This window comes from Jiangella gansuensis DSM 44835, assembly GCF_000515395.1.
In the GTDB taxonomy this organism is placed as follows: domain Bacteria; phylum Actinomycetota; class Actinomycetes; order Jiangellales; family Jiangellaceae; genus Jiangella; species Jiangella gansuensis.
Genome location: NZ_KI911782.1, coordinates 4,248,659 through 4,274,102 on the forward strand (window position 1 = coordinate 4,248,659; position 25,444 = coordinate 4,274,102).

Genomic DNA, 25,444 nt, shown 5'->3' on the forward strand with positions numbered 1-25,444 from the left:
CTCAGCCGGCCAGGATCTCGACCTCGTCGCCGACGCGGACCACACCGGCGCCGTCGGGCACGAGGTTGAGGCCGAACCAGACCTTGCCGTCCCAGCGCCGGTGCCGCGCCAGGGTGCGCAGCGGCTCCTTGCCCCTGCTCAGGGTGTCGGGGTCGATGGTCGTCAGGACGCACCGGTCGCACAGCTTCACCGCCCGGAACGGCACGCCGCCGATGCGGATCCGGTGCCAGGTGTCCTCCTCGAACGCGGACGACCCGTCGACGACGACGTTGGGCCGGAACCGGCGCATCGGTAGCGGCTCGCTCGGCGGTGTCTCGCCGCGCAGCAACGCCTCTTCGACGACCCAGTCCTCGAGTTGCCGCAGCGACGCCGTCGTGGTGACCATCAGCGGGTAGGCGTCGGCGAAGCTGACCCGGTCGGTGGCGCGACCGTACTGCGGGTCGACCGGGCGGCGGTCGGGGTCGTCGAGCCAGACCAGCCGGACGTTCTGACCGAGCAGTTCGCTCAACCAGTCATCGGCGTCGCCGCCGGGATGTACGGCGTCCAGCTTCGACCGCCACACCTGCACCGGCAGCAGGTCGTCGCAGCCGGCCGCGTCCACGTCCACGTCACCGGCGTGCGGGCCGGACAACCTCACCCGGCCGACACCGAGCGCCGTCGCCGTCACGGTCAGCAGTGCCGGCACGACACGGGCGGTGACCACGAAGCCGTCGACGTCGACCACCATCCAGCGCCGGTCGTGCCGCAGCCCCCACGGTTCGACGGCGGCCTCGTCGACCGGTCGGAGCCGGGTCGATTTGACGGGGGAGAGGTTGAGTCCGGCGACACGCACCCGCCCAAACTAACCGAATGCGGCGTCGAGCCCGGGTGCCGTCTCGGCCACCACCTCACGCTGGGGGTCGTGCGGCACCGGGGAGGCGGTGGCGATCCGCAGGTCGGCCCGCTCGCGGGTGCGTTCGGCGGCGAACAGCGCGTCCTCCTGGCGCGCCCAGCGTTCCCAGTGTGGCCGGAAGCCGTCGCCGTCGCGGGCGAAGCCGCGAGCCTGCCGCACGTCGTGTGGGGCGTCCAGCCAGATGATCATGGCCAGGGCGGCGGCGCCCGGGGTGGAGCCGCTGCCGCAGCCCTCGACGAGCAACGTCGGCGCGGGAGGGACGTCCACCCATTCCGCGTACGCGTCCGCGTACCAGTCCCAGCGGCGGTACCTCGCCTGCCGGCCCGCCGCCAGCGGTAGCAGGACCTCGTCGGCGACGGTGCGGGCCGCCGCGGCCAGGCCGTCCCAGCCGGGATAGAGATCGTCCATGTGCACGACCGGCGCGTCGTCGAGCCGGGCCGACAGCTGCGCGGCCAGCGTCGTCTTGCCCGAGCCGGCCGGCCCGTCAAGGGCCACCACCGTCGTCGGCCCGCGTCGCGGCGGGATCGCCCGGATGCGACTCGCCAGAGCGTCCAGCGTCAGCACACGCACGGCTCGAGCGTACGCCCCGCTGATCATGTGAGTTCTTCGGCGCGACAGAACTCACATGATCAAGGGAACGGCTAGAGGAACGTCTTGCCGTCGCCGCGGTAGGTGGCGACGGTGTCGACCAGCCGCTCGCCGCGCACCAGGTAGTAGGAGTCGAACCGCTCGGCCAGCTCGCCGGCCTTGCCGTGCCGGAACCAGACGCGGTCGCCGATGGCGAGGTCGTCGGCGGGGGAACCGAGCAGCGGCGTCTGTGCCTCACCGGCGCCCTCGGACCGGTCCAGCGCCAGACCTTCCGGCAGCCACGGCACCGGCAGCCGGTCCTCGCCGGCCGCGCCGCTGGCGATGTAGCCGCCCCCGGCGACGGTGACGATGCCCGGCCCGGGGCGGCGCACCACCGGCACCGCGAAGAACGCCGCCGGTCGCGGTGAGAAGCTGGTGTAGCCGTCGAACAGGCGCGGAGCCAGCAGCGCGGAGCCGGCGGTGACCTCGGTGATGGACAGGTCCGAGACGGTGCGTTCGACCGAGCCGCTGCCGCCGCCGTTGACGAACTCGAGGTCGGCGAACTTGCGGACCGCCTCGACCGCGGCGATGCGCCGCTCGGTCAGCTCGGCCCAGGACCGGCGTTGCACCGACCGGATCAGCCGCCCCCGCCATGCCCGGCCGGGCGGGTCGTCCTGGACGCCGGCGATCTGCGACTCGTACCCCATCAGCCCGACCAGCCGGAAGCCCGGCCGCGACTGCACCACCTGGGCCAGCCGCACGATGTCGTCGACGCTGTGCAGCGGCGAGCGTTTCGCCCCGACCCGGACCCGGCCGCCCGCCGGCCGCCACGACAGGTCGAGTTCGAGGGCGACCCGCACGTCGGCCCGGCCGTCCGCGGGCGCGACAGCGTCCACCAGGTCGAGCTGGGCGACGTCGTCGACCATGAGCGTGACGGCGTCGGCGAGCTCCTCGTCGCCGGCCAGCCGGGCCAGCCCGCGCCGGTCGGCGCTCGGGTAGCCGACGACGACGTCGCGCGACAGCTCGGTGCCCGCCAGCCACAGGGCCTCGGCCAGAGTCAGTGCGAGCACACCGTGGTACCCGTCGCGGCCGAGCACGTCACGCAGCAGCGACCGGCTGCGCACCGACTTACTGGCCACCCGGATCGGTTTGCCCGCGGCCCGGCGCACCAGATCGGCGGCGTTGACGTCCCAGGCGTCCATGTCGATGGCGGCGAGCGGGGCCTCGAAACCGGAGGTCGCCGTGTTGAGCCGGTGACGCAGGTCGGCGCGGGAACTCGCCGGAGGTGGCGCGGGCGCGGACTCCGTCTCCGGCGGCGGGGGCGGGACGTCTGACGCGGCGGCGTCGGGCACGGTGATCTCCACAGCGAATCCTTACCAGATCGGGACGATCGTGGCCATGGGGGCAACGCCGGCAATCGGCGTGTGCACACCATCCTGCCGCAGGTTACTGGAGTGCCCCATGGGACGCCCTTAGGCTGGCGGATGTGGCGAGGACCCTGGTACTGATCCGGCACTCCAAGGCGGCATCCCCTAACGGGGTGCCCGATCACGAACGCCCGCTGACCGAGGAGGGCCGCCGCGACGCGCCCGCGGTCGGCCGCTGGCTGCGGGCCCAAGGGGTCTCGCCGCAGGTCGCGATGGTGTCCGCGGCGCTGCGTACGCGGCAGACGTTCGAGCTGATGGCCGCCGAGCTGCCCGACCCGCCGGAACCGGTCGTCACCGACGACGTCTACTACGCCGGAGCCGGTGACCTGCTCGAGATGGTCCGCGCGCTGCCGGGCGACGCGTCCAGCGCGATGATCGTGGCGCACAACCCCGGCATCGGGATGCTCGCGGGCGCCTTGGACGATGGCGCGTCGACGGTTCCGGCCAGTGACCGGCCGCGCGGCGGGTTCCCGACGTCGTCGGTGGCGGTGTTCTCCGTCGACGGCGACTGGGCGGCGCTCGACCCCGGTGCGGCGCGACTGGTCGCGTTCACCGTCGCCCGCGGCTGACAGAGATCAGACGTCCATCATGGGTGCTACCGCCTCACCAGGCAAGCATTCCTGTGGGTGCGGGAAGACCCATGGTGGACGTGATCATTTCCGGACCACCAACGGGAGCCCGGGGAACGGGGTCAGCGGACGGGTGGGGCGGGCGTGGGACTGCCGTCGGCGGCGTCGGCGGCCTCGATGTCGTCGCGGCTGATGCCCAGCAGGTAGAGGATCGCGTCGAGGTACGGGACGTTGACCGCGGTGTCGGCGGCGCTGCGGACCACCGGCTTGGCGTTGAACGCGATGCCGAGGCCGGCCGCGGCGATCATGTCGAGGTCGTTGGCGCCGTCGCCGACCGCCACCGTCTGCGACAGCGGGATGCCTTCGGCGGCGGCGAACCGGGCCAGCGCGTCGGCCTTCCCGGCCCGGTCGAGCACCGGCCCCACCACCCGCCCGGTGAGGACCCCATCGACGATCTCCAGGGTGTTGGCGGCGGCGTAGTCGATGCCCAGCTCGACGGCCAGCTCGCCGGTGATCTGCGTGAACCCGCCGCTGACGATGGCGCAGCGGTAGTCCAGCCGCTTCAGGGTGCGGATCAGTGTCCGCGCGCCCGGTGTCAGCTGAACCGCGGCGCGCACCTCGGCCACGGCCGACGCCGGCAGCCCGGCCAGCAGCCGCACCCGCTCGCGCAATGACGCCGCGAAGTCCAGCTCGCCCGCCATCGCCCGCGACGTCACCTCGGCCACTTGGTCCAGCACGCCGGCGTGTTCGGCGAGCATCTCGATGACCTCGCCCTGCACCAGCGTGGAGTCGACGTCCATGACGACCAGCCGCTTGGCCCGGCGGATCAGCCCGGACGGCTGGACGGCGACGTCGACGCCCTCAGCGAGCGCGACGGCGGCGAGGTCGGCCTTGAGCCGGTCGGGGTCGGCGCCGGACACCTCGAACTCGATGGAGGTGACCGGATACGACGCCAACCGCACGATGCGGTCGATGTTGGCGCCGGCGGCCGCGACGACGCCGGCCAGCGCGCCCAACGCGCCCGGACGCAGGGGGAAGCCCAGAACGGTGACGTGCGCGCGTCCCGGCGGCCGGCGATGGTCGCCGTGCCCGGCCGTGACCTCGATGTCGACGCCGAGCCGGGTGCTCAGGTCGGCCAGGGAACGGCGCAGCGGCACGTCTCCGGACGGCTCGTCGAGCAGGATGGCCAGCACGAGCCGGCCGCGGACGGTCACCTGCTCGACGTCCAGCACCTCGACGTCGTGGGCGGAGAGGGCCGCGAACAGCTGCGCGGTCAGACCCGGGCGGTCGCGGCCGGTGAGCGTGACCAGCAGCGTGCGGGGAGGGGGTTCTGGTGGAAGGCTCATCGCAGGGCCCAACGCTATCGTGACGTGGGAGCCGTCATGCCAGCGCGTTGCAGGCGGCGGCCAGCGCGGCTCGGGACGTCCGCTCCAGCGGAGTCAACGCGGAACGGCGCGACGCCGCGTCGACGGCGGTGACCGCGCCGCCGTCGTCGTCGAGGGCGAACCGGACGACGGCGAGCAGCCGGACGCTGCGTGCGGCCACGGCCTGCGCCTGGGCGGGGAAGCCGCGCGGCAGCGGCTCGGACTCACGGTTGGCCCGGACGTCGCCGAGTAGCGCCTCGACCTCCGGCCGCCATGACGGCACGTCCAGGTCGGTGAGGGTGGAACCAGCTGCCAGCAGCGCCGACGTCAGTTCGCGGTCGGCCTCGGCCAGCGGCGGCCCGGCGGGCGGCGGTTCGGCCGGCCGGCACATCCAGGTGACGAAATGGCCTTGGTCGCCGGGCGGGCCGAACGCCCGCACGTCGGGGACCAGCGCGTACGGAGCACCGTCGGCGATGACGGCCTCGCCGGCGTCGATGGCGTAGCCGTTGAAATCGGCCGGGCCGCCCAGGCCGGTGGGATCGCCGGGGGCCGGCAGCGCGACCCGCAGCGACCGGGCGCCGGCGTCGCGCAGCGCACGCAGCGCCTCGCTCAGCCCGACGGCGCCGGTGGTGCCGGGGATGTCGACGGCGTCGTGCGGCTCGTCGTCGCCGTGCACCCGGTCCACGACGTCGTCGATGCTGGCGTCGCCGCGCAGCCAGGCAGCCGACCAGGCCGCGAGGCGCGCGGATCGAGGCAGGGTGACCATGGCCCAAGAGCCTACGACCCGCCCGCTAGAGTCGTGCGGGGGTTTCGCGGCGAGCGCAGCCTGCCGCCCCGTATCCGTTCTGCGAGGGAGCCGGTCTCAGCCATGTCCGACGTGCTCGAACTTGCCGACGTCACACTCGTGCGCTCGGGGAGCCGGTTGCTCGACCAGATCACCTGGTCGGTCGCCGATGGCGACCGGTGGGTGATCCTCGGGCCCAACGGCGCCGGCAAGACGACCCTGCTGCAGATCGCCGCCGCGCAGATGCACCCCACCAGCGGGTACACCGCGGTCCTGGGTGAGCTGCTGGGCGGGGTGGACGTGTTCGAGCTGCGGCCGCGCATCGGGCTCACCAGCGCGGCGCTGGCCGAGCGCATCCCGCGCGACGAGTCGGTGCTCGACGTGGTGCGGACCGCCGCGTACGCCGTCGTCGGCCGGTGGCGCGAGGCCTACGACGACGTCGACGACGAGCGCGCCCGCTGGCTGCTGGAGCGCATGGGCATCGCGCACCTGTCCAGCCGGACGTTCGGCACCCTGTCGGAGGGTGAGCGCAAGCGCACCCAGCTGGCCCGCGCGCTGATGGCCGACCCGGAGCTGCTGCTGCTGGACGAGCCCACCGCCGGCCTCGACCTGGGCGGCCGCGAGACGCTGGTCGCCACCATGGGCGAGATCGCAGCCGACCCCGCCTCGCCGGCGACCGTGCTGGTGACGCACCACGTCGAGGAGATCCCACCCGGGTTCACCCACGCGATGCTGCTGGCCTCGGGCCAGGTGGTGGCGGCGGGGCCGATCGGTGACACGTTGACCGACGCGAACCTGAGCTCCTGCTTCGGTCTGCCGCTGCGGGTGACCCACGACGACGGACGGTGGGGAGCTCGGGCCGTGGCCAACGGAGTCCGTGGGGTCACGAATTGAGCCGGATGTGGCCGGGACCGAATAAGCTGGTGCCATGGAGGCCTTCTGGGACTGGCTGACCGACCACGAGTGGGTCGCCTGGCTGGGCCTCGCCTTCGTGCTGGGCATCGTGGAGACCGCGACGCTCGACCTGATCTTCCTCATGCTGGCCGGCGGCGCGCTGGGCGGGGCCCTCGCCGCACTGGTCGGCGTCGACGCGTTGTGGCTGCAGATGGTCGTGGCCGCTGCCGTCAGCGTCGCGCTGCTGGGGTTCGTCCGGCCGGTCGCGAAGCGGCACATGCGCACCAGCGGCAGCGCCCGTACCGGAGTCGCGGCGCTGGTCGGGCGCAAGGGTGTGGTCGTCGAAACCGTCGACGCCGAGCGCGGCCTGATCAAGCTCGCGGGGGAGATCTGGACGGCGCGCAGTTACGACGGCACGTCGGTCATCGAGGCGGGCCGCGACGTCGATGTCATCGAAATACAGGGCGCCACGGCGCTGGTGTTCGACGCCGATCCACGCTGATCCGGCAGTCCGGCTCGGGCCGGTCAGCCGGCTGATAGGTTGATCCGCACGACTCGATCGTGCGGGTGTGAGGCGCCCCGAGCTGCGGAAGGTCATTCATGGAAGCCGGTCAGGTATTCGTTCTTCTCGTCGTCATACTGCTGGCGATCTTCGTCCTGGTCACCCTGGCCAAATCGGTGCGCATCGTGCCGCAGGCGCGGGCCGGCATCGTCGAGCGTCTCGGCCGGTACCAGCGCACCCTCGACCCCGGGCTGACAGTGGTCGTGCCGTTCATCGACCGGGTGCTGCCGCTGCTCGACCTGCGTGAGCAGGTCGTGTCGTTCCCGCCGCAGCCGGTGATCACCCAGGACAACCTGGTGGTGTCCATCGACACCGTCATCTACTACCAGGTCAACGACCCCAAGGCCGCCACGTACGAGATCGCCAACTACATCCAGGGCATCGAGCAGCTCACCGTCACCACGCTGCGTAACGTCATCGGTGGCATGGACCTCGAGCGCACGCTGACCAGCCGTGAAGAGATCAACAACGCGCTGCGCGGCGTCCTCGACGACGCCACCGGCAAGTGGGGCATCCGGGTGAACCGGGTCGAGCTGAAGGCCATCGACCCGCCGCCGTCCATCCAGGACTCCATGGAGAAGCAGATGCGCGCCGACCGCGACAAGCGCGCCGCGATCCTGAACGCCGAGGGTGTCCGCCAGTCGCAGATCCTCACCGCCGAGGGCCAGAAGCAGTCGGCCATCCTCACCGCCGAGGGCGACAAGCAGTCGCAGATCCTGCGTGCGGAGGCGGAGAAGCAGGCACAGATCCTGCGCGCCGACGGTGAGGCCAAGGCCATCGGCGCGGTCTTCAACGCCATCCACCGCGGCAACCCGGACCAGAAGCTGCTGGCCTACCAATACCTGCAGATGATGCCGGAGATCGCCAAGGGCGACTCCAACAAGGTCTGGATCGTGCCCAGCGAGTTCGGCAAGGCCCTGGAAGGGCTGGGCGACGCCGTCGGCCGGTTCGGCCAGGGCTTCGCACCCGGTTCCATTCCCGAAGACAGCGCCGTGGCGTCGGAGGTCGAAACGGCCGCCGAAGAGGCGGCCGCGGAGGGTGAGACCGCGGTCTCCGCCGCCGAGGACGAGGTCCGCCGGGCCCTGCAGGCCGCTCAGGCGGCTTCGACCGAACCTCCGGCCGGCTCGTCGGGTGCCGGGCTGACGGGTCCGGGTTCCGGCTTGGGCGGTCCCGGCTCGACGGGTCCGTCGTCGGCAGAGGGCTCCGGCCCGGCGGCCGCGAGCCGCCCGGGCGACACCGACGCGCCGGGTTCGACCGGCCCGGCCGGCCAGCCACCGCTGCCGCCGACCCCGCCGGCGCCGCCGGCTGAGTGAGCCCCGCCGAGGCCGTCGCGATCATCGCGGCCGGCTTCGCGGCTGGTGCCATCAACGTCGTCGTCGGCTCCGGGACCATGATCACCTTCCCGACGCTGCTCGCGCTCGGGTACCCACCGGTGGTGGCGAACGTGTCCAACACCGTCGGCCTGGTGCCCGGGTCGGTGGTGGGTGCCTGGGGCTACCGGGCGGAGCTGCGCGGCCAGCGGGCCCGGGTGCTTCGGTTCGCGGTGGCGGCGGTCGTCGGGGGTGCCGGGGGAGCGGTACTGCTGCTGGCCCTGCCGCCGGGCGCCTTCGAGGCGGTGGTGCCGGTGCTCATCGTGCTCGCGTGTGTCCTGGTGGCCGCGCAGCCATGGATCGCCGCCCGGTTGAAGGAGCGGCCGAACCGGCGTGAGCACGGTGGGCCCGTCGTGTGGCTGTTGGTGCTGGCCGCCGCGGTCTACGGCGGGTACTTCGGCGCCGCGCAAGGGGTGCTGTTGCTGGCCGTCCTGGGCCTGGCGTTGCAGGACACCCTGCAGCGGCTCAACGCGTTCAAGAACGTGCAGGCAGGCCTGGTCAACCTGGTGGCCGGGCTCGTCTTCATGGTGGTCGCGGAGGTCGACTGGGCGGTGGCCGGGTCGATCGCCGTCGGCTCGGCCGCCGGAGGATTGGTCGGGGCCCGGATCGGGCGGCGGCTCCCGCCGCTCGGGCTGCGCATCGTGATCGTGGTGGTGGGCGTCGCGGCCGTCGTCTACCTGCTGACCGGCTGACGAAGGAGGCACTCGCTGGTGGCCATCGTCGTGCCCGTCGACGACGTCGACGACCCTCGTCTCGCGGACTACGTGTCGCTGCGCGACGTGCAACTGCGCACGTCCCTGGAGGTGGAGCACGGGCTCTTCCTCGCCGAGGGCGAGAAGGTGGTCCGCCGGGCGGTCGGCGCGGGATACCGGCCGCGCTCGTTCCTGATGGCGCCGCGCTGGGTCGACGCGCTGTCCGACGTGCTGTCCGCGGCCGGCGACGACGTGCCCTGCTTCGTCGCGCCGGAGTCGCTGATCGAGAGCGTCACCGGTTTCCACGTGCACCGCGGCGCGCTGACCTCGTTGCACCGCCGTCCGCTGCCGGCGCCGGCCGACCTGCTGGCCGCGGCCGCGCGCGTCGTCGTCCTGGAGGACCTGGTCGACCACACCAACGTGGGAGCGATCTTCCGCTGCGCCGCGGCGCTGGGCTGGGACGCGGTCCTGCTCGGTCCGCGCTGCGCCGACCCGCTGTACCGGCGGGCGGTGAAGGTCTCGATGGGCTCGGTGTTCTCCGTGCCGTACACCCGGGTCGAGCAGTGGTACGAGGCACCGGAGGCGCTGCGGGCGGCCGGTTTCGAGACGCTTGCGCTCACCCCGGCACCGGACGCCGTCGACCTCGCGTCGGTCGACCCGGGCGAGCGGATCGCGTTGCTGGTCGGCGGGGAGGGGCATGGGCTGTCCGCCCGGTGGATGGCGGCGGCCGACCGGCGCGTGCGCATCCCGATGCGCGCCGGCGTCGACTCCCTCAACGTCGCCGCCGCTACGGCCGTGGCCTGCTACGTCCTGGGACAGTGACGGCGAGCGGCGCCGTCGCCATCACCGGTGCCGTCGTCGACGAAGGCGTGGCGCCCGGCCGGGCATCCAGCCGTCAGACCGCGACCGGCTGCAGGATCGACTCGATGTACGGCAGCTCGCCGGTGAAGACCGCCGCCGAGCACTCACGGCAGGCGTACTCCACCCCGAGGCCGCCCGGCACCCGGTCGAACTCCGTCTCGTCGTCGCATTCGCCGCACCAGGCCGTGAGAGACCCGATGGCCAGCTCGGGCGCGGCCGCGCCCGTCGTGGTTGTCTCCCTCATGAACCGAGCGTGACACGAGTGTCCGACCAGGACGTGTAGGCGCGCCGAGACCGGGTGGGGCCACAATAGGCTGTGGGCGGGACCGACAGGGTTGCCGGCGGACGGAGTTGTCATGGTCAAGCAGACGGTCTGGAAGGGGTCCATCTCCTTCGGCCTGGTGTCCATTCCGGTGCGGCTGGTGTCGGCCACGCAGGAGAAGGACGTCAGCTTCCGGCAGGTGCATGCGGCTGACGGTGGCCGCATCCGCTACAAGCGGGTGTGCGAGGCCGGCGGGCACGAGGTCGCCTATGCCGACATCGCCAAGGGCTACGAGCTGCCCGGTGGCCAGATGGTCGTGCTCACCGACGAGGACTTCGACGACCTGCCCATAACGTCGTCGCGGTCGGTCGAGGTGCTGGGCTTCGTGCCGTTCGCGCAGATCGATCCCACCGCGCTGAACCGCGCGTACTACGCCGAGCCCACCGGCGACACCAAGCCGTACGCGCTGCTGCGCGACTCGCTGGAACGCTCCGGCCGGGTCGGTGTGGTGAAGGTCGCGCTGCGCAACAAGGAGCGGCTGGCGGTGCTGCGCTCCTTCGAGGGTGTGCTGATCGTGCAGACCATGCTGTGGCCGGACGAGATCCGCAAGCCCGAGTTCGACTTCCTGGACGAGGACGTCGAGGTCCGCAAGCAGGAGATGGCGATGGCCGAGTCGTACATCGACACCCTCGCCGGCGACTTCGACCCCGAGGAGTACCACGACGAGTACCGCGAGGCCCTGCTCGAGGTCGTCAACGCCAAGGCCGAGGGCCAGGAGGTCGTGACGCCGCCCGAGGCCGAGCCTGCCGAGGGGAAGGTCGTCGACCTGATGGAGGCGCTACGGCGCAGCGTCGAGGAAGCCAAACAAGGACGGGCGGAGAAGTCCGAGGCCGCGCCGGCGAAGAAGCCCGCCAAGAAGGCGGCGAAGAAGACCGCGGCGAAGCGCAAGTCCGCGTAGGGGTCCGCCAGGCCGGCGCGTCCGGCCGACCCTCGTTGATCTTGGAGTAACCGCGGAATCTCTTGGACATATCGGGCCGCTTTTCTGCGCTTTCTCCAAGATCAACGAGGCGGCCGGGTGAGTTCGAACAGCGCCGACGGGCCCACGGGGCGGCCGCCGGCGGCCTCGACGCGGGCGCGGAGTTCCCGATCTGCCGTCACGGCGAGCACGTGGTCGCCCGGCCGATCTCGCAGTGCCTCGGCGACGACATCGACGACGGCGTCGTCGCCGCTGCCGTCCGCCTCGACCACCCGGACGCCGTCCGCCGACGGTACGCCGCGGGCCCGGCCCTCGGTGACGAGCACGACCGACGGCCACCACAGGGCCGCCGGCAGCCCCAGCGGTGCGGCCGGGACCGGGCCGAGGCCGGTGAGGTCGTCGCGCAGCCGCTCCGTCGCACCCGCACGGTCGCGCCACCAGCCGTCCGGGCGCGAGCCAACGACGTTGGCGGCGTCGACCACCAGGACCAGCCGGCGGAACGCCTGATCGAGGAGCTGCGGCCACATCGCCCCGAATGCCGGCAGCAGGGGGAGGTGGCTGACGTCGCCGACGGGCGTCCAGACGATGTCCAGGCTCTCCGGGTCGCTGGCGCGGGCGCGGACCTTGCGGTCGGCCGTCGCGACGACGGTGGTGTACGACCACGTGCCGTGGTCCTCGACCCAGGCATGGCTGGGCAGCACCGCCTCCGGCGGGATGTCGGCCTCCTCGGAGGCCTCGCGTAGCGCAGCCTCGAGTGGGGTCTCCGACGACGCCCGAGCGCCGCCGGGCACACCCCACGTGCCGCCGTGATGGCTCCAGTGGGCGCGATGCTGCAACAGCACACCCCGCTCGGGGTCGACGAGCAGCAGTCCGGCGGAGCCGAACACACCCCAGTGCCGCTGCCCGCAGGCGCAGTCGACCCAACCGTCGCCGTCGTGCCGGTGGTGAAGGAGAGTCACGTGTGCCGCTGCCTGACCGCAGCCGGAATCACGTACCAGTGGACGGCGAACCACGCGAGCGCACCGGCGGAGACACCGATGGCGAGCTCACGGCTCAGCACGACGTCGAGCGCGATGAGCAGCCCGCCACAGGCGGCCAGCATGAGGAGGAACAATCCAGCGGTGGTCATCTTCGCAGCCATCGGGATCATTCTGTCGCGCAACCGCCGCTGATACACCATCCGGTGAAAAGAGACCGGTGCGATCAGCAACGCCATCGCCATCGCCGCGAGCACGATCGTGACCGCGAAGACGTCGTGGACGAACTCGTCGGACTCGCGGAACGGAGTGGTGAACGCGATGGTGAGCAGGAAAGCGAAGAGGATCTGGACACCCGTCTGCGCGATGCGCAGCTCCTGGAGGAGTTCGTTCCAGTGCCGGTCGAACCGGCTGGCTTCGTCCTCGTCACGCTCGTAGCGCTGCTCGCTCACGCTCGTCCTCCTCGGTGAGATCGTGTGTACCCATTGTCCCGGTTCGTAGCCATGGGTCACAGAGCGCCGAGGCCGCCGGGTGCCGGACCGCGGGGTGTCGGGCGCCGAGGTCGGTAGAGTCCGGCACGTGGCTGAACGGGACGAACTGGCCGAGTACGAGCGGTGGTTCCGGCGCAGCGGGCTACCGCTGTTCATCGAGGACTATTCCGCCAGCGAGGACATCTTCACCCGCGCCGCGCCGTTCCTGGCCCTGGTGTTCGTGGGGGAGATGCTGGGTGCTACCGAGCTGGAATGGCCGCTGCTGGTCAACGTGGCCGCGGCGCTCGGTGGCCTGGCCATCCTGGTCACTGCGTTCGGCCTGGTCAACCACATGCGAGGGCGGCCGTTCCGGTCTCTTCCTCGTGAGGTGGGCCGGCCCGAGCTGGCCGCGTTCGTCCTGCTGCCGGCCCTGCTGCCGCTCATCTTCGGCGGCCAGTGGCGGCAGGTCGCCGGGCTGGTGATCGGCAACCTCCTGCTGCTCGTTCTGGTGTACCTGGTGGTCGGCTACGGCCTGCTGGCCACGGTGTTCTGGGCGTTCACACGCATGGCCGACGAATTGGCCGCGTCGCTCGGGCGACTCGTGCGAGCGCTGCCGCTGCTGCTGATCTTCTCGCTGGTGCTGTTCGTCAACGCCGAGATGTGGCAGATGTACGGGTCGATGCCGCGGCCGTTCGTGCTGATCGTGATGGCGCTGCTGCTGGGGCTCGGCCTGGTGTTCCTGGCGGTGCGCGCACCCGGACTGGTGCGCCAGCTCGAACGTGACCTCAACACCGCGTCCAGGCCGCTGACGCGCCGGCAGCGCCTCAACGTCGGACTCACCCTGGTGATCAGCCAAGCCCTGCAGGTGCTGGTCGTGAGCGCCGGCGTCGGCGCCTTCTTCGTCGCCTTCGGCATGCTGGCCGTCACCCCGTCCGTCGGCGAGGCCTGGGCCGGCACCGGAGGCGCATGGCAGTACCCCTTCGAGCTGTTCGGCCACGAGGTCCAGCTCACCGAGACGCTGCTGCGCGTCGCCGGCGGCATGGCCGCGTTCACCGGCCTCTACTACGCCATCTCGATCCTCACCGACTCCACCTACCGCGACGAGTTCATGGCCGGCGTCACCACCGAGATGCGCGACGTCTTCGAGGCGCGAGACCGGTACCTGGCCCTGCGCGGATGACGTCCGACACGGCCCGGCCCGGCAGGCGGCCCTGGTTGGACAGAGGACCCCGCTGGTTTGGTATGGTTACCCGGCCGCTGGCGCTCAGTGAAGTGCCGCAGGTCCGGGTGGCGGAATAGGCAGACGCGCTAGCTTGAGGTGCTAGTCCCCGTCAAGGGGGTGGGGGTTCAAGTCCCCCCTCGGACACGCCCATTTGGATGACCCCTGGCACCAGCTCCGCTCGGAGCTGATGTGCCAGGGGGTCGTAGGTCAAGTTCCTGGTAGAGATCGGCCTTCTCCTCGTCTGTCGCGTCTCTGAGTGCGGACGCCAGCCCTCCGACGTAGTCCGATCAGCTCTTCCACTTCGTCGGCGGCGATGGCCTGCCGTGCGGTCAGCCTGGTGAGTTCACCCCTGAGCATGTCGCCCTCGTGCGTCCGTGTCGACAACTGTTGGAGCAGCACCTCGGGTGCGGCGTTGGCGCCTTCGATCGCCGCGACGAGGTTCGTGATCTTGCCCTCGAGGACGGCGAGCTTCTCACGCAGCACGGCATCCCAGGACGCTGCGGAGAACGCCAGCGGCGCGATGACGATCGCGACCAGCAGCAGCGTCTTGCGGATCAGCAGGGTGCCCCACACCGTCGCCGCGCCGAGGACCGCCATCCCGCCCAGGATGAGAACGATGATCGCCCCGACCCCCGGGGGTGGCGAAGGTGATCGCGGTCAGGCCGAGTGCGAGCGCGGCGATCCGATCGCCCATCTGCTCCATCGTCGTTCCGGTGGGCTCGACGATCCCGATGCACAGCTGGTCGACGATTTCCAGCAATGTTGCCGTCGATGTCACGACGAGGAACGACCCGAGCACCGATTTGGCCAACCCCAGGACCGCGCGCTGCAGGGCGCCGGCGTCACGACGGATGAGCCCGGTGCCGAGCTGGAGGAAGAAGAACACCAGCATCACGACGATCGCGATCCCGAACACGATGTTGTAGACCGCGATGTACTGCTCGGACGTGAGGTCCACCAGCGTCGTGGTGTCGAAGACCGCCCACACGTTCTCGAACATCATCGCGGCGGCATGGCCGACAGCGGAGGCGAGCCACTCGAACGGCGCGGCCACCATGACGCCGGCGACGTCACCGCCAAGATTGCAGACCTCGGCGATGACCGGCACGTCGCAGATACTCATCGCCGACCTCGCACTCTCACGAGATGCCCTGGCCGACGTCCCAGAAGAAGTTCACCAGCGTCACCGCGGCGCCACACAGCACCGCGGCGCCGCAGGCGACCAGCACGCCGGACTTCCCCCGCCCCGCCAGGTGCGGGTTCGACGAGTTCGCGCCGAACCCCCACACCACCGCCGCGATGATCAACGCCAACACGGACAGGACGAGACCGAACGTCATCCCCGCACCCACGACGTCGCGCAGCGACGCGCCGAGTTAGCGACACAGCTTGCGATGGTGCCCTCTCGCCGCAAGTCGCCCCATGCTTCGAGCTACTTGCGCTTCTCTCGGCTCACGACCTCGGTGATCCAGATGGGCACGAACGGGGACGTGCATTTTGGCGGCGTCGGATAGTCCTTGAGCACTTCCAGGCGCTCTCCAATGTCGATCACCCGGTCGCGATGCTCGGCGTGCTCGATTCCGATGTTCCCCAGACATTCGTTCATCGCCCATTGCAGACGCTCGGGCGCACGTTTCATCTCCGCTTCGATGACGCCGAGGAGGCCGGCGAGGTCAAGGCCCTCAGGCCTCTTCACCACACGTGCCGTGGTGAGCATCCAGCCGGCGCTCGCGACCACGGGGTCCGGATCGGCAAGCCAGGCCACGCGCAGCGTCTCACAGTGTGGGCTCTTCTTCACGACGTAGTTCACCAGCCAGTCCCGGACCTTGGGGGTTCCCGCCTGACGCACCATGGTGTCCAAGTCGCCGCGTTCGAAGGACCGCGGCCGGCAGATCAGGATCGCGAGCAGTCTCGCCGCGCTGTCGGCTGTGTCCCAGAGTTCACCCGCGAGCTCCTGTCGGGTTCCCAGCCGCTTGGCGAACGCCCGCAGTTTGCTGAGATTCACGGCGTGATCGTCGCCGTGCTTCTCGTTCACCGCGCGGGTCTGCGGGTCTTCGAGCTCACGGAGCTCGCCCATCACCTCGGCCAGGCTCGTGCCGGTCATTCTGCCTCCTGTCGTGATCGGCGGGGATTCGGCTCGACCCTATGGAGTCGCCTCGTGTGCAGGGCATCACTGGGTCAGCCCTGAACCCTGTAGCTACATCGACCCCTCAATATACGCCGTTGACTTATATAAGTTTAAACTTGCATGATGGGGCATGCACGCGTTCGACGTCCTGGGTGACCCGGTCCGTCGCCGCATCCTTGGAGCTGTTGGGCGACGGCGAGCGGGCTGCCGGGTGCGGTGTCGGTGTCCGCGATCACCCATGCAGCGTTCGGGATCTCACAGCCGTGGGTCTCTAGCATCTGCGCGTGCTGCGCGAGAGCGGGTTTGCGACAGTCCCGTGCCGAGGGCGCTAAAGGCTGTGCGTCGTCGAGCCCGAAGCTCTACAGGAGGTCGATGTGTGGCTGGAACAGTTCCGCGGGCTCTGGAACCAGCGCCTGGACGCCCTGGCCACCGAACTCGCCCGCGGCAAGCGGGAGCGCCGCATCAAGCAAGCCGCAGCGTCAGAAACCAACCCCACCCCGAACGCCAGCCGAGAGGAACCGAGGGAGTCATGAACATCGACATTTTCCACCACCTCAACGCCATCGCACGCAAGGACCGCCGGGGTGCCCTCCGTCAGCACGATGGGCTCATTGAAGTAGGTCATCGATCAGGCGTCACTCCGCGTCGCTGACTGACGCCGAGCAGGCACGACCTGCCGCTTTACCTCTAGCTCAGCGTGATGTGCAGGTGGTCGTAGTGGCCGCCGGTGGGGGCTGGGGTCGTGCATGCCGCCGCCGTCGTGGGGGCGCCAGCCTTCGTCGTCGCGGTTGACGGACCAGATGAGGCCTTGCCAGATGAGGTACTCGACGCGAACGGCACAGTAAAGTGGTCAGAGCCGTCTACGACTACGACAACCCGCCCCTGGGCGGCATGGTCGACGACGACGATCCCGACGCGGGAGGCGACGCCGACGACGCGCTGATGCTCAAGGACCACCGGCTGTTCCCGCGACGAGGCGCATCTACCGGCCTGGCACCAGGCTCGCGCCGGAACCTCCGCCTGAGCCAGCTCAGCGCATGATGCTGGGTCCCGGCAGCCCACGCCGTTCGGTGACCCATCCATCTGCAGGTATACCGGGTGCCCTGAGAGGGACGGGCCTGGCTGACGGCGGGGGATGCGGCCGGGACCAGCCGTGTCGGAAACTCGGCGTGCCGGCGACCACGACCGTGCCGGAGGCGTCCTACTGCTCCGGGCCGGTTATACGCCTGGCTCGAGGCGCAGGTGGGCCTGGGCGGCTCGCCCCGCGTAGCGCGGTGTTCCCCCGGGTCCCCGGGATGAGGTATCGCGACCTGCGGATCGGTGCGTTCGGCGACATCGCGGGCGACCGCGGTGTCTGCGGCATGCCCGAGGTTGGCCGCGAGAATGTCGGGTGCTCGTCGCAGGACCTCTCGCGACCTCGGCCGCCAGCAAGTCGCCTCGGGTCCGCTGTGATCGTCCGCCGTCTCCCGCTCAGCCGGGAAGCCGCGCGCAGCCAGCTCCCAAAGGTGGCCGGTCCGGCGGACGTACCTTCGGACCCTGAGCGCGTGCGGCCCTGAGCAGTTCTCTGCCGGCCGTCGAACGTTGCGGGTCGCCGGCGGAGCAAGCCCGGCGCACGGCACCCGACAAAGCCCGCTAATGACCGGGCTGCCATCCGGATACGGTGACGGCTATGGATGACCGGATTCGTCATGCTGCCCTGTCGCTCCCCAGGGTTGACCGCCGCATGTGTGACGGTGGCGCGGGGTTCGGCCGGGGGGTGAGCAGCCAGACCGCGACGACGCTGATGCCCGCTGGCTCGTGGCCCAGAGGGTGCCCTGAGCCTTGAAGCACAAGGGGTTGGCCGCTACTGGTAGGCGATGAAGTCATCGATGTAAAGGTCGGGATCAGCCTCGAAGCCGTTGAGTATGGCCATGACTTGTGCTTTGGCGACTGTCTTTCCACCGGCGGTGGCTGGGACGATGAAGATGGCGTCAAGTGTCTGCCAATCCGGGTCCGGCGCGACGTTGAACGGCGGGTTGTTGAGTGTGCCGATCTGGATGCCGGACGCGTCTTGGAGGTTCAGACTGAATGTAACGGTGCCACGCCAGATACCCGCTGGCGCTTGGAGATTGAGCCGAGTGACGAGGAGACCTGCTTGAGCGGGGACGACCTGTACGGGTCCGCCGCGAGCCAGTTGCCCAACCTTGAGGGCTGCTGCACCTGTGTGTGCATGGGAGGTCGTGCGTGTCAGTGTTCCGGTGGTTTTGACCCATAGGCTCCAGTTCGCGACTCCTCCGGAGGTGACGGTTTCGTACGAACTGTTGGCCAGCCGCTGGGTCGCTGAGCCAGCGGTCAGCTGGAGCGCCAGAGCCGAGAAGTTCCTTACCTCGGCGTTGGGGGCGCTGGTCGAGTCGGTCGTGAGACGGTCCCGGATGGCGCCTCCTTCCGGCTCGTGTGCCTGGCAGTAGCTGACGATTCCCCAGAGCTGGTCGGGGTGTAGGGGCGCCCAATCGGCGGGTTGTGAGAGCTGGTAGAGGAGGGGATCGGTGGCGAAGGCGGTGCGGAGTTGCTTACGGGTCTCATCGGCGGCACAGGCTTCGGCCAGGCCGTCTAGTACCGCGGTCGCTTCGGTTGCAGTCGCAGGGACCGGGGTCGGCCGCGGGTAGCTCAGGACGCAGGATCGGTAGAAGGAGTGCATCTGGGCAAGTGTCGCGGCCCGCTGTTGTTGTTTCGGTGTGGCGGAGGAGGACTTCGTCTGCACCGCAGCCATCAGGGTGTCTGTCGTATCGATCAGCGTGGTGGGCACCACAGCCAGGTACGAGGGGTCGTTCAGGGGGAAGTAGGTGGAGCCGCGGCCGCTCGCGAACCATTCGGAGCTGGGCACCACTGTGGTCCAGTAGTTCTCCCACGCTGAATAGTAGGCAGCCAGGTCGTCCCCAGCGAGGGGCCCGACGGCGCGATCGCACCATTCCTGAGTGAGGCTGGTCTCGTCCAGGGTGGAGTCCCAGGCCAGTTTTGTAAGGATCCATGGCTTGGGCCCCTCGCCCCAGTTCGGGTACATCTCGGAGTACAGGGCGGTGACTCCGTGCGTGGCCCCGTGGCCCATGGTTTCGGCCATGGTGGCTGTGTAGATCCGAGGTGCGACGTACGGGACGCCGTAGTTGTAGTCGTACCAACCGAGTTGGCTGGCCTTTGTTGTCCACGAGTCCAGGAGCGCCTTGTCCTGTAGTCCGAGCGTGCTGTCCACCCAGCCATACCTGTCGCGGGTCAGGAACGGATGGACTCGGCTGTCGAGGGTGAATGTCGGAGGATCGGAGACGTTTTTGTATGCCAGTAGGCCGAAGGTCTTGTCGGAGTGGCCGGCAGCGACCACCTGTGCGACGACTGCGTTGACCCAGGCGTAGTAGGTCTCGGACTTGCCGGGCAGTCCGACGGAGTTTGGGCCGCCGCTGTCGACGGGATCGGTCTCCGAGAACCCGCCGTCATCGTTAACTCCCAGGGACACGCTGCTGATGCCCGGATTGGCTACGAAGAAGTTGATCAAGTACGTGGCGGCGACATCGATCGTGCCGGGTTCGCTGAAGGATGGCTGCCATCCTGTACGGCGATAACCGGTCGTTGCGTCGGCGGGTGGGATGTAGCGAACCCCGTTAATGATCGGGTAGTACTCGGGATGAGTGGCCGCGTACACGCTTGGTGGGAACATGTTGTGCAGGTTGTGGTGAAACGCGACACGCCCGTGCGCCCTGTTCCTCGTCATCCATGTCCGCTTGTCCGACGCAGATGGGCCCACATCGACGCCGCTGAACTGGCGTGATGTGAACGAGGGGACTGCAGTGATGTTCGTGGCTGGCATGTTGATCGTTGCCATGATCGGCACGTCTTCGCCCACTGGCGTCGGCATCAGCCATCGAACGTTCAAGAACCGTTCCAGGAACGCTGACGCGGCGAACCGGGTGCCATAGGGGCTAGGTCCCATGAGTGTGACGCTGTTACCCCAGGTGCGGATGATGTAGCCGTCTGCGTCGATGTTGAGCAGGTCGTTGGGGATGGCTGGGTCGCTGAGGGATCCGACTAAGCCGACGTAAATGCGTGTCTGCCCGTCGTACTGGGTTCCTGAAGCGGCGAGGTCGGCCTCGGTCAGGATCGGCAGCGTTGCGCCGGAGGCTGCGGAGATGTACTTGCGGAGTTCGTTGGCGGCCTGGGTGACCAGCGCCGCTGGCGTGGGTGGCACGACGATGACGGCGGCTGGCGAGCCGTCGTCAACGACCGACAGCGGCGTCGTCGCGCCGGCAGGTCGAGTGCTTGCTGTGACCAGGGCCGCCACGCTAGCGGCGAGCAGGGCTCTGCGGCTGACGACAAGATGCGGGTTCGACGATCCAGGAGTCGACGGCGACATAGGACCTATGTTAGGGGAGGATGGTGCGGCTGTCACCAACGATTTTCTGGACAGACTGTCGACCAACTAGCCCTCTGGGCCGTGTTTGTGTCGAAGTGGAGGCGATCATGGGAGATCTATCGCGGAGACATCGGTTGGGTGTCTCGGCTGGCCTAGGCCCTGTCGCTGTGATCGGTGGCGCTGTTTGTCGCGCCGGCAGGTCGAATGCTTGCTGTGACCAGGGCTGCCGCTCGCGCCGAGTAGGGCTCTGCGGCTGACGACAAGATGCGGGGTCGGGAACCAAGGTCCACCTTGACATAGGACCTATGTCAGGGGAGGATGGTGCGGCTGTCACCAACGATTTTCAGGCCGGACTGTCAACCAACTAGCCCTCTGGGTCGTGTTTGTGTCAAAGCGGAGGTTGATCATGGGAGATCTATCGCGGAGGCATCTGCTGGGTGCCTCAGCTGGCCTAGCTGCTGTAGCAATGATCGGCACCGGCACCGCTGAAGCTCAAGGGCGGAGAATCGCCCTTGTTCAGGCAGGCCGACCTCTGGCAACGGTGGTCGTGTCAAGAGGTTCAGCTCGGCTCGTCGCCGCTGCAAAGGACCTCATTGAGGTAGTCGCTGCCATGTCGGGAATTGAGCTGCCACTCGAGAACGCCGCGCCGCGCACAGGCCTCACGATTCGCATCGGATCCAGCCAGGGCGAGCAATCGCCGAAGATCGAGGACCTCGGCACAAGCGGAGCCGTCATCACTGTCCAGCCGGATGTCATCACGATAGTCGGGGCCAGCGATGAGGGGACCGCCAACGGGGTTTCCATGTTCTGCGAACAGCTCCTCGGAGCCAGGAGACTGTTCCCTGGCCCTGATGGATTGGACGTGCCGAGGAGTCCGGTTCCCAGCGTTCCCGTGGGTAGGTGGACGCACAAACCCAGCTTTGACCAACGGTGTATGTCACCGTTCAACCGGCGAGAAGGGTTTGACCCGCAGAACCCTGGCGAGGTGTGGGCCCTGCAGTGCCGTGCCAACTGGCTGATCGATCAGAGCCACGGCCTGTGGGCGATGGCTCCGGTGGAGAAGTACGGCAATCCGAACCTGCCGACCTATCGGCCGGACTTCTACCCGATCCTGCAAGGTACCCGGGTCATCCCGGCCGTGGGTGGCAAGACGTCGTGGGAGCCACGGTTGAGCGCAGATGGCTTCCTTGACGTCGCCGTCGCGGAGACCCGCGCCCGTTTGCTGGCGAACCCGGACGCGAAGACCTTCGGGCTCGGCATGAACGACTCGGGGCGTTGGTCGGACGACGAGGTCGATCCGTCGCGGCGCAACATTCTCGGCTACCCCGACATGTCAGAGCTCTACTACGGATTCCTGAATGAACTCGTGGCACGTCTGGCGCCCGAGTTCCCAGACGTCAAGTTCGGCGCCATCGCCTATCAGCATGTACTCGAACCGCCGTCCTTCCAGCTGCATCCCAGCATCGTGGTGTTTCTCTGCCAAGAGCGATACGGATGGATCGATGACGAGTACCGTCGAATGGATCAAGACCTCACCCGGAGGTGGTTGACCAGGACCGAGAGTCTCGGCTGGTACGACTACCTCGAGGATTCGGCCTACCAGGTGCCGCGGCCGACGTCGCGGGTCACACTCGAGGCATATCGGTGGGCCAAGTCGGTCGGCGTCCGCTACCTGTACACCGAGCTGTACCCGAACTTTTCCGCCGGTCCCCAGTCCTTCCTCCTTCCGCGCATGATGTGGGACGTCGACCTCGACCTAGACGCCGAGATCAACGACTGGTGCCGCCGGATGGTCGGGCCGAGCGCGGCCGGATTGCTGCGTTACTACTATTCACTATGGGAAGACTTTTGGCTCAAGACGGTTCCAAGCGATGGCGGCTGGTTCTCAACGGGGCGGATCTACTTCACCTTCAACGCCCCGTCGTACCTTGACCTGGTCAGCCCTGAGCTGATAGCGAAGAGCCGGCAGTTGATGAAACGCATCGTTGAGCGCGCAACCCGGTCGCCAGACAAAGTCCACGGACGCAGAGCGCGAATGATCCAACGTGGCTTCGACCTGGTCGCAGCCACGGTCGACAGCTACGCTGGCCAACCGCCGGTGGTGTCCAGCCGACAGAGCGCTGACCAGGTTTGGACGACTCTGAAGGATCGCCAGCCGGCCGCCATTGCACAAGCGGACGCCCGCCGGCAACTCATCGCAGAGTTCGACGCCGATCCGGCCCTCAAGCAGTGGAACGCGCCACTCGCCCTCGGAATTGACTGGACCGGTTGGCAGCTCCAAGACGTGTATGCGCTGGGTGATTGGGCAAGAGAAGACCCTGCTGGGCCGGCGTTCCTGGATGCCGTGCGGACCGACGTCGACTCCGCTCAACCCACCACGGCAACGTTGGCGTCCTATGTGCTGGCGGCCGCCGATCCTGAAAAGAATCGTCAACTGTCGAACTTCAGCGACATGGAAGACATCCGCTACGCACCTCAGGTCTGGCGGCTCACCGCGTTTGATCAGACCGTTCGCACGCCGGGCCTGACCACCGAGACGGCTTCGTCCGGATCACGAAGCTTCCTCATCCCGGCCGGATCCCTCAGCCTGGTCTACAGGACCGTCATCCTCAAAAGCGGACCCGTACGAGTACGGGTGAAAGTGCGGACTGCGCCAGGGACACCAGCCACCTTCCCTACCGGCGGATGGCAGGTCCAGCTCTGGAACACCGTCTACCTCAAGAACGCGCCCGCACTGACCCGACGCTCGCAACCACTGCCAGTCTCGGGACTCACCGATGGCTGGATCGATCTCGAGTGGTACGAAATGCTGCCAGAGAATGTGACCCAGATCGTCACCCGAGCGATGGTCGTCACCTCCGCTGACATCTACCTCGATGACTACGAGGTCTGGCAGTTCGCTTGAACTGAACAAGAAGCGACCACCCGAGGATCAACGGTCCAGCAGATACACCATGCCGCTGCACCTGCCCCGGATGGATGGCTTCGGCGCCACCCCGTACGTGAAGAACGGGCCGCCCCTGGCCGGCCACGGGGCCAAAGCCGTCCGTGACGCGATCGCCACCCAGATCGCCACGCTGCCCGAGCAGCTTCGCCGGTCGCTGACCTGGGACCAAGGAGCCGAGATGGCTCAACACGCCCAGCTCAAGATCGACACGGGGGGTCGAGGTCTACTTCTGCGACCCTCACTCCCCGTGGCAGCGCCCCAGCAACGAGAACACCAACGGCCTGCTGCGCCAGTACTTCCCCAAGGGCACCGACCTGTCCCGCTGGAGCGAGGACGACCTCGCCGTCGTCGCCGCGGTCCTGAACGTCAGACCACGCAAGACACTCGGCTGGCGCACTCCGCCGAGGTCTACCACGAACAGTTGGCCGTGCTGACACAGGCCGGTTTTCCTACGACGGACCTCGAACAGATCCGGCCGTCGATCGGCAGCGTCGGTGACGTCTACGACAATGCTCTGATGGAGACCATCAACCTCCTCTACAAGGTCGAGTGCATCCGCACCATGGTCTTCCACGACGAACCGTACAAGGCCCTGGCCGACGGAGAGTCGCGGACGAGCACGCCCACTACGCTGCTCTCTACCAAAGCCGCAACCGCATGAGAGCGGCAAAGAGGGACTGTCGGGACTGTCTGAAAAACGGTGGATCTTGGTCTTGGTCTGACACGCCGAGCAGGGGTGCTTGGCGGAAAGGATTGATCTTGACCGAGACACTGGAGCCCGTGGCGGACGAGGTGGATCAGCAAGCGCTGGCCGAGCAGTTGCTGGCGCAGGCCAAGGAGCAGGGCGTCGATCTGGTGGGTCCGAACGGGCTGCTCAACCAGTTGACGAAGAACGTGCTCGAGACCGCTCTGGAGGCGGAGATGAGCGAGCACTTGGGCTATGAGAAGCACGACCGGGCCGGGCGGGACAGCGGGAACTCGCGCAACGGGACCCGCACGAAGACGGTGCTGACTGAGATCGGGCCGGTCGAGATCGAGGTCCCCCGCGACACCGAGTCCTCGTTCGAACCGCAGATCGTGAAGAAGCGGCAGCGCCGCCTGAACGGGATCGATGAGATCGTGTTGTCGCTGACTGCCAAAGGCCTGACCACCGGTGAGGTCGCCGCGCACTTCGACGAGGTCTACGGCGCGAAGGTGTCCAAGGACACGATCTCCAGGATCACCGACAAGGTCGTCGGCGAGATGACCGAGTGGTGCGCCCGGCCACTGGAACGCGTATATCCGGTGATGTTCATCGACGCCATTCACGTGAAGATCCGCGATGGTCAGGTCACCAGCCGCCCGATCTACGTCGCCATCGGCGTCACCGTGACCGGCGAGCGGGACATCCTCGGGCTGTGGGCCGGCGACGGCGGTGAAGGCGCGAAGTTCTGGCTGCAGGTGCTGACCGAGATCAAGAACCGCGGCACCCAGGACGTGTGCATCGTGGTGTGCGACGGCTTGAAGGGGCTTCCCGAGGCGATCACCACCGTGTGGGAGCTCGCGATCGTGCAGACCTGCATCATCCACCTGCTGCGCAACACGTTCCGGTACGCCTCCCGCCGGTACTGGGACCAGATGTCACGCGAGCTCAAACCGGTCTACACCGCACCTTCGGAGGCCGCGGCCAAAGAACGCTGGAACGAGTTCGCCGCCAGCTGGGGGCAGCAGTACCCGGCCATCGTGCGGTTGTGGGAGAACGCCTGGTCGGAGTTTGTGCCGTTCCTGGACTACGACCAGGAGATCCGGCGGGTGATCTGCTCGACCAACGCGATCGAGTCGATCAACGCCCGCTACCGACGCGCGATCCGCGCCCGCGGACACTTCCCCACCGAACAGGCCGCCCTGAAGTGCCTCTACCTGGTGACCCGGTCGCTGGACCCGACCGGCCGAGGCCGGGCACGATGGGCCATGAGGTGGAAACCGGCCCTCAACGCGTTCGCGATCACGTTCGAAGGCCGCATCACACCAACCGGAAACTAGCCGATGCCAAGACCGGATCCACCGTTAATCAGACACACCCGGCAAAGAATCTGGGCGCTTCAGTACAGCGCGTGGTGGAA

The 25,444-nt window shown here is 68.6% G+C and carries 22 protein-coding genes, 1 tRNA gene and 4 pseudogenes; 14 read left to right on the top strand and 13 right to left on the bottom strand.

Annotated elements, in window-relative coordinates:
• Window position 1 precedes the first annotated feature (1 nt).
• The 3 genes from JIAGA_RS0119990 to JIAGA_RS0120000 form a co-directional block, all read right to left on the bottom strand.
• Window positions 2-832, bottom strand: a complete 831-nt coding sequence (locus tag JIAGA_RS0119990) for an MOSC domain-containing protein (RefSeq protein WP_026877042.1) — start codon at window positions 830-832, stop codon at window positions 2-4.
• A 9-nt stretch (window positions 833-841) separates the two neighbouring features.
• Window positions 842-1,462 carry a nucleoside/nucleotide kinase family protein gene (locus JIAGA_RS31085; protein WP_169738898.1) on the bottom strand — a complete coding sequence of 207 codons (621 nt, stop codon included), beginning with the start codon at window positions 1,460-1,462 and terminating at the stop codon, window positions 842-844.
• A 71-nt stretch (window positions 1,463-1,533) separates the two neighbouring features.
• Window positions 1,534-2,721, bottom strand: a complete 1,188-nt coding sequence (locus tag JIAGA_RS0120000; protein ID WP_026877043.1) for a type III PLP-dependent enzyme domain-containing protein — start codon at window positions 2,719-2,721, stop codon at window positions 1,534-1,536.
• 224 nt (window positions 2,722-2,945) lie between these two features.
• On the opposite strand from JIAGA_RS0120000, the gene JIAGA_RS0120005 reads away from it, so the two are divergent.
• The gene (locus JIAGA_RS0120005) at window positions 2,946-3,455 is read left to right on the top strand and encodes a SixA phosphatase family protein (RefSeq protein WP_157553347.1); all 510 of its coding nucleotides are present in this window, start codon (window positions 2,946-2,948) and stop codon (window positions 3,453-3,455) included.
• Window positions 3,456-3,577: 122 nt separating this feature from the next.
• Here the strand turns inward: JIAGA_RS0120005 and serB are convergent, their stop codons facing one another.
• Window positions 3,578-4,801, bottom strand: a complete 1,224-nt coding sequence (serB, locus tag JIAGA_RS31090) for a phosphoserine phosphatase SerB (protein WP_035812770.1) — start codon at window positions 4,799-4,801, stop codon at window positions 3,578-3,580.
• Window positions 4,802-4,835: 34 nt separating this feature from the next.
• The gene (locus tag JIAGA_RS0120015; RefSeq protein ID WP_026877045.1) at window positions 4,836-5,585 is read right to left on the bottom strand and encodes a hypothetical protein; all 750 of its coding nucleotides are present in this window, start codon (window positions 5,583-5,585) and stop codon (window positions 4,836-4,838) included.
• 102 nt (window positions 5,586-5,687) lie between these two features.
• Here JIAGA_RS0120015 and JIAGA_RS36380 point away from each other — a divergent pair.
• The 5 genes and pseudogenes from JIAGA_RS36380 to JIAGA_RS0120040 all read left to right on the top strand — a co-directional run.
• Window positions 5,688-6,212, top strand: a pseudogene (locus tag JIAGA_RS36380) (ABC transporter ATP-binding protein); the annotation flags it as partial.
• A 319-nt stretch (window positions 6,213-6,531) separates the two neighbouring features.
• Window positions 6,532-6,999, top strand: a complete 468-nt coding sequence (locus JIAGA_RS0120025) for an NfeD family protein (RefSeq protein WP_026877047.1) — start codon at window positions 6,532-6,534, stop codon at window positions 6,997-6,999.
• Between the two features lie 98 nt (window positions 7,000-7,097).
• Window positions 7,098-8,004 (top strand): annotated as a pseudogene (locus JIAGA_RS31095) (SPFH domain-containing protein); the annotation flags it as partial.
• Window positions 8,005-8,368: 364 nt separating this feature from the next.
• On the top strand, window positions 8,369-9,121 hold the full coding sequence (locus JIAGA_RS0120035; protein WP_026877048.1) for a sulfite exporter TauE/SafE family protein: 753 nt from the start codon (window positions 8,369-8,371) through the stop codon (window positions 9,119-9,121).
• A gap of 18 nt (window positions 9,122-9,139) precedes the next feature.
• A complete protein-coding gene (locus JIAGA_RS0120040) occupies window positions 9,140-9,943 on the top strand; it encodes a TrmH family RNA methyltransferase (RefSeq protein WP_026877049.1) in 804 nt (267 codons plus the stop codon).
• Between the two features lie 73 nt (window positions 9,944-10,016).
• On the opposite strand, the gene JIAGA_RS0120045 is transcribed toward JIAGA_RS0120040, so the two are convergent.
• Window positions 10,017-10,226, bottom strand: a complete 210-nt coding sequence (locus JIAGA_RS0120045) for a hypothetical protein (RefSeq protein WP_026877050.1) — start codon at window positions 10,224-10,226, stop codon at window positions 10,017-10,019.
• 112 nt (window positions 10,227-10,338) lie between these two features.
• Between JIAGA_RS0120045 and ku the strand changes: the two genes are divergently transcribed.
• Window positions 10,339-11,202 carry a non-homologous end joining protein Ku gene (gene ku / locus JIAGA_RS0120050; protein ID WP_035812771.1) on the top strand — a complete coding sequence of 288 codons (864 nt, stop codon included), beginning with the start codon at window positions 10,339-10,341 and terminating at the stop codon, window positions 11,200-11,202.
• A gap of 101 nt (window positions 11,203-11,303) precedes the next feature.
• Here ku and JIAGA_RS0120055 read toward each other — a convergent pair whose 3' ends face one another.
• Both JIAGA_RS0120055 and JIAGA_RS0120060 read right to left on the bottom strand, forming a co-directional pair.
• The gene (locus tag JIAGA_RS0120055; RefSeq protein ID WP_026877052.1) at window positions 11,304-12,179 is read right to left on the bottom strand and encodes an NUDIX hydrolase; all 876 of its coding nucleotides are present in this window, start codon (window positions 12,177-12,179) and stop codon (window positions 11,304-11,306) included.
• Window positions 12,176-12,649: a DUF6328 family protein gene (locus JIAGA_RS0120060; RefSeq protein ID WP_026877053.1), complete on the bottom strand. Its 474-nt coding sequence runs from the start codon at window positions 12,647-12,649 to the stop codon at window positions 12,176-12,178. Before JIAGA_RS0120060 ends, JIAGA_RS0120055 begins: the two co-directional genes overlap by 4 nt.
• A 127-nt stretch (window positions 12,650-12,776) precedes the next feature.
• Here JIAGA_RS0120060 and JIAGA_RS0120065 point away from each other — a divergent pair, with 127 nt between their 5' ends.
• Window positions 12,777-13,847 (top strand): hypothetical protein, encoded by a 1,071-nt coding sequence (locus tag JIAGA_RS0120065; RefSeq protein ID WP_026877054.1) that lies wholly within the window; start codon window positions 12,777-12,779, stop codon window positions 13,845-13,847.
• Window positions 13,848-13,948: 101 nt separating this feature from the next.
• Window positions 13,949-14,033 (top strand) — tRNA-Leu (locus JIAGA_RS0120070).
• Between the two features lie 63 nt (window positions 14,034-14,096).
• On the opposite strand, the gene JIAGA_RS35015 is transcribed toward JIAGA_RS0120070, so the two are convergent.
• From JIAGA_RS35015 to JIAGA_RS0120085, 4 genes are all read right to left on the bottom strand, one after another.
• On the bottom strand, window positions 14,097-14,372 hold the full coding sequence (locus tag JIAGA_RS35015) for a hypothetical protein (RefSeq protein WP_169738899.1): 276 nt from the start codon (window positions 14,370-14,372) through the stop codon (window positions 14,097-14,099).
• Window positions 14,362-14,997 carry a hypothetical protein gene (locus tag JIAGA_RS0120075; protein WP_026877055.1) on the bottom strand — a complete coding sequence of 212 codons (636 nt, stop codon included), beginning with the start codon at window positions 14,995-14,997 and terminating at the stop codon, window positions 14,362-14,364. The genes JIAGA_RS35015 and JIAGA_RS0120075 overlap by 11 nt, the downstream gene beginning before the upstream one ends.
• Before the next feature lie 31 nt (window positions 14,998-15,028).
• Window positions 15,029-15,253, bottom strand: coding sequence for a DUF6112 family protein (locus JIAGA_RS31100; protein WP_051426294.1), 225 nt, complete (start codon window positions 15,251-15,253; stop codon window positions 15,029-15,031).
• 68 nt (window positions 15,254-15,321) lie between these two features.
• Window positions 15,322-15,993 (bottom strand): DNA alkylation repair protein, encoded by a 672-nt coding sequence (locus tag JIAGA_RS0120085; protein ID WP_026877056.1) that lies wholly within the window; start codon window positions 15,991-15,993, stop codon window positions 15,322-15,324.
• Window positions 15,994-16,147: 154 nt separating this feature from the next.
• On the opposite strand from JIAGA_RS0120085, the pseudogene JIAGA_RS36385 reads away from it, so the two are divergent.
• A pseudogene (locus tag JIAGA_RS36385) lies at window positions 16,148-16,550 on the top strand (ArsR/SmtB family transcription factor).
• Between the two features lie 313 nt (window positions 16,551-16,863).
• Complete coding sequence (locus JIAGA_RS0120095) at window positions 16,864-17,058, top strand: hypothetical protein (RefSeq protein ID WP_026877057.1); 195 nt, start codon at window positions 16,864-16,866, stop codon at window positions 17,056-17,058.
• 802 nt (window positions 17,059-17,860) lie between these two features.
• Here the strand turns inward: JIAGA_RS0120095 and JIAGA_RS0120100 are convergent.
• A complete protein-coding gene (locus tag JIAGA_RS0120100; RefSeq protein WP_084469824.1) occupies window positions 17,861-20,395 on the bottom strand; it encodes a DUF4838 domain-containing protein in 2,535 nt (844 codons plus the stop codon).
• Window positions 20,396-21,005: 610 nt separating this feature from the next.
• Here JIAGA_RS0120100 and JIAGA_RS0120105 point away from each other — a divergent pair.
• The 3 genes and pseudogenes from JIAGA_RS0120105 (at window position 21,006) to JIAGA_RS0120120 (ending at window position 25,364) form a co-directional block, all read left to right on the top strand.
• Window positions 21,006-23,300 (top strand): DUF4838 domain-containing protein, encoded by a 2,295-nt coding sequence (locus JIAGA_RS0120105; protein WP_026877059.1) that lies wholly within the window; start codon window positions 21,006-21,008, stop codon window positions 23,298-23,300.
• Window positions 23,301-23,328: 28 nt separating this feature from the next.
• Window positions 23,329-23,743 (top strand): annotated as a pseudogene (locus tag JIAGA_RS34000) (IS30 family transposase); the annotation flags it as partial.
• Between the two features lie 358 nt (window positions 23,744-24,101).
• Window positions 24,102-25,364 carry an IS256 family transposase gene (locus JIAGA_RS0120120; RefSeq protein ID WP_026876777.1) on the top strand — a complete coding sequence of 421 codons (1,263 nt, stop codon included), beginning with the start codon at window positions 24,102-24,104 and terminating at the stop codon, window positions 25,362-25,364.
• The last annotated feature ends 80 nt before the right edge of the window (window positions 25,365-25,444 follow it).